Genomic DNA, 5,219 nt, shown 5'->3' with positions numbered 1-5,219 from the left:
GATCTGTATGAGAACTGGACCGATGTATCCGGTTTCCTGATCACAGATCCACGTATCATCAAAAATCCGAAAGTGATCGATACTATCACTTATGTAGAGCTTCGCGAGCTGGCATACATGGGTGCTACCGTGCTTCATGAAGAAGCCATCTTCCCGGTAAGACAGGAAGGTATCCCGATCAACATCCGCAATACCAACCGTCCTCAGGATCCTGGTACGCTGATCGTTGAAAGTACCTGCAGAAAACCGCGTTATACGATCACCGGTATTGCCGGAAAGAAAGGATTTGCAGCCATCAACATCGAAAAAGATATGATGAACTCCGAAATCGGATTCTGCCGCAAAGTCCTGACCGTATTCGAAGACAATGGTATCTCCATCGAGCATATGCCTTCCGGAATCGATACCATGACGGTATTCGTACATCAGTCCGAATTCGAAGAGACCGAGCAGAAGGTACTGGCCGGTATCCACCGTGCTGTCAATCCGGATTCTGTCAATCTGGAATCTGATCTGGCACTGATCGCAGTCGTAGGTCGTGGCATGAAATCTCAGCGTGGAACAGCGGGACGTATTTTTTCCGCACTGGCACATGCAAGTATCAATGTCAAGATGATCGATCAGGGTTCCAGTGAGATGAACATCATCATCGGTGTGAGCAATCAGGATTTCGAGCGTGCGATCAAATCAATCTATGATATTTTTGTAACCGTACAGCTCTAAAAATCAAAGAGGGTACACAAAACCTGCGGCGGACATGGCAGGGATCTTGTGTGCCCGTCTTTTACGTTACTATACAACAGCATTTGACAGGGAGGTATGCAAGTGGAAGAGAAAGAAATTTCAAGAGCAGTCATCAAAAGACTGCCACGGTATTACCGTTATCTCGGTGAGCTGCTGGAATCCGGTACGGAGCGGATCTCATCCGGCGAGCTGAGCGAACGCATGCAGGTAACAGCATCCCAGATCCGGCAGGATCTCAATAATTTCGGTGGATTCGGCCAGCAGGGATATGGTTATAATGTAAAACATTTACATACGGAGATCGGGAAGATCCTGGGACTGGATCAGGATTACAATATGATCATCATCGGTGCCGGAAATCTCGGACAGGCTCTTGCAAATTATGTAAAATTTGAAAAAAACGGTTTTCTGGTCAAAGGGCTGTTCGATGTAAATCCAAAGCTGAAAGGCGTTGCAGTCAGAGGAATTGTGATCCGTATGACAGACGAGCTTCCTGCTTTTTTGCAGGAGCATGACATTCAGATCGCAGCCCTGACACTTCCGAAGCAGTATGCAAAGGAAATGGCAGTCTTTCTGGTGGATCACGGCATCCGTGCAATCTGGAATTTTGCCCATACGGATCTTCATCTGCCGGAAGATGTGATCATCGAAAACGTACATCTTTCGGAAAGCCTGATGCAGCTGTCTTACAATATCAGCCGCTACAGCAGAGAACATAAATAAAAAGAACGCAGAGAAAGAAAAAAGAAAACTGTATATTCCATTTGGACGGGCAGACAGGAGGTATATCGCATATGAGGATCTTGTTATCAAAAGAAGACATGAAAACATGTGACCAGAATACCATAGAAGGGTTCGGCGTTCCATCCTGTGTACTGATGGAGCGTGCGGCACTTGCGTGTGTCGATGAACTGTACCGAAGCGGTGCTGCACTTGACCGCGTTCTGGTCATCTGTGGTTCAGGCAATAACGGTGGAGACGGATTTGCCATCGCCAGACTTTTGTTTCTGGATCAGGTACCGGTTTCCATCTGGTTTGTCGGAAAAGAGCAGTCCTGCACGGATCAGACACGCCATCAGAAAGAAATCTGTGAGAAATATGGGATAACTTTTTGTAGTAACCCGGAAATAAATGAATATACTGTTATAGTAGATGCACTGTTTGGAATCGGTCTTTCGCGTGACATCGAAGGCAGCTACCGGGACGCAATCGGGCGGATCAATGAGAGTCCTGCTTTTGTACTGTCTGTCGATATTCCTTCCGGCATTGACGGAAACACGGGTGTGATACGGGGGATTGCCGTAAAGGCTGACCTGACAGTGACATTTGCTTTTGAGCAACCGGGGCATTATATCGGAAAAGGGCGTGCCTGTACCAAAGAGGTACGTGTACGTCAGATCGGTATTACAAAAGAAAGCCTTCCGAAATGCCGGAAATCTTACGTCTGCTATGACAGTATGGATTTAAGGCGGCTGCCAGAGCGACTTGCCACAGAAAACAAAGGTTCCTGCGGCAAAGTTCTTCTGATCGCCGGGAGCCGGGACATGTGCGGTGCTGCAATCTTAAGTGCACGTGCAGCGTATCGAAGCGGAGCCGGTTATGTTCGCATCTACACAGACGAACACAATCAGTCCGCCCTTTTTCAGTCTATCCCGGAAGCAGTGGTAAGCTGCATCCATTCCAACTGGAAGAGAGAACTTGAAAACCTGCTTGCGTGGGCTGATGTGGTTGCAGTAGGTCCCGGCATCGGCATGGAAGCACAAAAGCTTGACATCCTGAATTATGTACTGGAACATGCGGATATTCCGGTCATTCTTGATGCCGATGCTTTGAATCTTGTGGCACGCCATAACCTTTCCCTTGATGGATATTCCATGCCGGTAGCTGTGACACCACATCTTGGGGAGATGGCAAGACTGTGCAGATCAACCATTTCCGATATTTCAGAGGATCTGATCGCAAGTGCCGAAATCTTTGCGAAAGAACAACATGTGATTTGTGTCTTAAAGGATGCCGGAACCGTTGTCAGCAACGGCAGCGAATCCTACATCAACACTTCCGGGAACAGCGGCATGGCAACTGCCGGTTCCGGCGATGTGCTGACCGGCGTATTTGCCGGGCTTACCGCACAGGGGATGACGTTATTTGAAGCTGCAAAACTTGCTGTTTTTCTGCATGGATGTGCCGGCGATGCGGCCGCACAAAAATACGGAAAGCGAAGTATGACAGCAAATGATCTGGTGGAGGGACTGATCCGGGTTCTGGCAGATGCAGACGATAAAAATAAATGGAAGTAACGAAAGCAACGGTTACAAAAAACAATACAGGAAGGACTTGAAACATGATGAGCAGTAAATACAGCCGTGTCTGTGCCGAGATCGACATGGATGCCATTGCAGAAAATTTTCGGATCATGCACGAAGCGATCCACCCGGAAACCAAAATGGTTGCTGTAATAAAAACAGATGGTTACGGTCACGGTGCAGTGCCGATCGCACAGATGATACAGCCGGAAGATTATATCTGGGGATTTGCCGTCGCAACGATGACAGAAGCGATGATCCTGCGGAAAAATCAGATTACAAAACCGGTGCTGATCCTGGGCTATACATTCGAAGAAGACTACGAAGATCTGATCCGTTACGAGATCCGACCGATTGTGTTCAAACTGGATATGGCAAAGGAACTGTCTGAAGCAGCCGTTCATTTAAAGAAAACACTTTCTATACATATTGGACTGGATACGGGAATGAGCCGCATCGGTTTTTCTGATACCGAAGAGAGCATAGAAACAATCCGTAAAATCGCATCCTTACCGGGAATTGAAATAGAAGGCATGTTTACGCACTTTGCGAAAGCAGATGAACTGGATAAAACGGCTACAAACAGACAATTTGAACGTTATATGCATTTTGCACACAGACTGGAAGAGGCAGGCATTACGATTCCATTAAAACACGTATCAAACAGTGCCGCTCTGATGGAGCTTGCAGATATGAACTTAAATCTGGTGCGTGCCGGCATCAGTATTTACGGCATCTATCCATCCGCTGAAGTTTCCAGAGATTCTATGAAACTGACGCCTGCAATGTCCATTCACAGCCGCATCGTGTATATCAAAGAGATTGAAACGGGTACCGAGATCAGTTACGGCGGAACCTTTACAGCTCCGCATCCGATGCGGATTGCTACGATTCCGGTCGGCTATGGGGATGGTTATCCGCGGATGCTTTCCAATAAGGGATATGTTCTGATACACGGGAAACGTGCAAAAATCCTCGGAAGGATCTGCATGGATCAGTTTATGGTCGATGTGACGGACATTCCGCAGGCAAAAGAACTGGATGAAGTAATTTTAGTCGGCAGACAGGGAGACGAAGAGATCACCGTAGACGAACTTGGTGATCTTTGCGGTCGCTTTTCTTATGAATTTATCTGTGATATCGGCAAACGTGTACCGCGTATCTACACCAGAAATCACGAAGTCTATTTGGTACGTGACTGTTCCGGTACCAACTGATCCTGCCTTAAGGCGAACTGCATACACCAGAAAAATGTGGAAATACTAAGCTTAAAACCAGAAGCGGAGTGTGAAGTGTGTGTTGATTCGACGAGGGGATATTTTTTATGCGGACTTAAGACCGGTCATCGGCTCGGAACAGGGCGGTGTACGTCCAGTTCTGATCATTCAGAATGATACGGGAAACCGGCACAGTCCAACGGTGATCTGTGCAGCGATCACCTCCAAAATGAACAAAGCAAAGCTGCCGACACATGTGGAGATTGAATCTTCAAGATATAACATGGTACGTGATTCTGTAATCCTTCTGGAACAGCTGCGTACCATCGACAAAAAACGACTGAAAGATAAAGTATGCCATCTGGATACGGAAATCCTGGACCGCGTAAATCAGGCTCTCGCAGTCAGTCTGGATCTACATAGCTGATTGATCCTGGGAACTTGACTATTTTTCAGTGTGGTGTTATTATAATGGATATGCCTGCCTCCTGTGCAGGGAAATCAGGCCGTTAAGCGGCAGAATGAAGAAACAGATACTTGGAAGAGAAAGGAAGATTTCGAAATGTCAGGACATTCAAAATTTGCAAACATAAAGCACAAAAAAGAGAAAAACGATGCTGCGAAGGGAAAGATCTTTACCATTATCGGCCGTGAGATTGCAGTTGCCGTAAAAGAAGGCGGACCAGATCCGGCAAACAACAGCAAACTTGCCGCTGTTGTCGCAAAAGCAAAAGCAAACAACATGCCGAACGATACGATCGACCGTGGTATCAAAAAAGCAGCCGGAGATGCAAACTCTGTCAATTACGAGTATGTTTCCTATGAAGGATATGGTCCTTGCGGAATCGCGATTATCGTGGACGCACTGACAGACAACAAAAACCGTACTGCAGCCAATGTAAGAAGTGCATTTACAAAAGGAAACGGAAGCATCGGAACACAGGGCTGTGTTTCT

Annotated in this window: 6 protein-coding genes; all 6 read left to right on the top strand. The window is 46.9% G+C overall.

Going from position 1 to position 5,219, the window contains the following annotated elements; translation table 11 throughout:
• A partial coding sequence (locus ACLTL4_RS10885; RefSeq protein ID WP_412320535.1) for an ACT domain-containing protein occupies positions 1-723 on the top strand: 723 nt, incomplete at its 5' end.
• Positions 724-825: 102 nt separating this feature from the next.
• Positions 826-1,467 carry a redox-sensing transcriptional repressor Rex gene (locus ACLTL4_RS10880; protein WP_412320534.1) on the top strand — a complete coding sequence of 214 codons (642 nt, stop codon included), beginning with the start codon at positions 826-828 and terminating at the stop codon, positions 1,465-1,467.
• A 71-nt stretch (positions 1,468-1,538) separates the two neighbouring features.
• Entirely contained in the window at positions 1,539-3,041 is a 1,503-nt protein-coding gene (locus ACLTL4_RS10875) for a bifunctional ADP-dependent NAD(P)H-hydrate dehydratase/NAD(P)H-hydrate epimerase (protein ID WP_412320533.1), read from the top strand.
• Positions 3,042-3,085: 44 nt separating this feature from the next.
• Positions 3,086-4,264, top strand: coding sequence for an alanine racemase (gene alr / locus ACLTL4_RS10870; protein ID WP_022119736.1), 1,179 nt, complete (start codon positions 3,086-3,088; stop codon positions 4,262-4,264).
• Positions 4,265-4,343: 79 nt separating this feature from the next.
• Positions 4,344-4,691 (top strand): type II toxin-antitoxin system PemK/MazF family toxin, encoded by a 348-nt coding sequence (locus tag ACLTL4_RS10865; protein ID WP_022119737.1) that lies wholly within the window; start codon positions 4,344-4,346, stop codon positions 4,689-4,691.
• A gap of 135 nt (positions 4,692-4,826) precedes the next feature.
• A partial coding sequence (locus ACLTL4_RS10860; protein ID WP_412320532.1) for a YebC/PmpR family DNA-binding transcriptional regulator occupies positions 4,827-5,219 on the top strand: 393 nt, incomplete at its 3' end.

The organism is Hominisplanchenecus sp., from assembly GCF_046967715.1.
Taxonomy (GTDB): Bacteria; Bacillota; Clostridia; order Lachnospirales; family Lachnospiraceae; genus Hominisplanchenecus; species Hominisplanchenecus faecis.
The sequence above is the reverse complement of the archived record's forward strand: the minus strand, read 5'-3'. Positions and strand labels throughout refer to the sequence as shown.

Excerpts from the sequence above, each read along its gene's own strand:
- ACLTL4_RS10875 (WP_412320533.1), top strand. The coding sequence starts at position 1,539 with ATGAGGATCTTGTTATCAAAAGAAGACATGAAAACATGTGACCAGAAT.
- alr (WP_022119736.1), top strand. The coding sequence starts at position 3,086 with ATGATGAGCAGTAAATACAGCCGTGTCTGTGCCGAGATCGACATGGAT.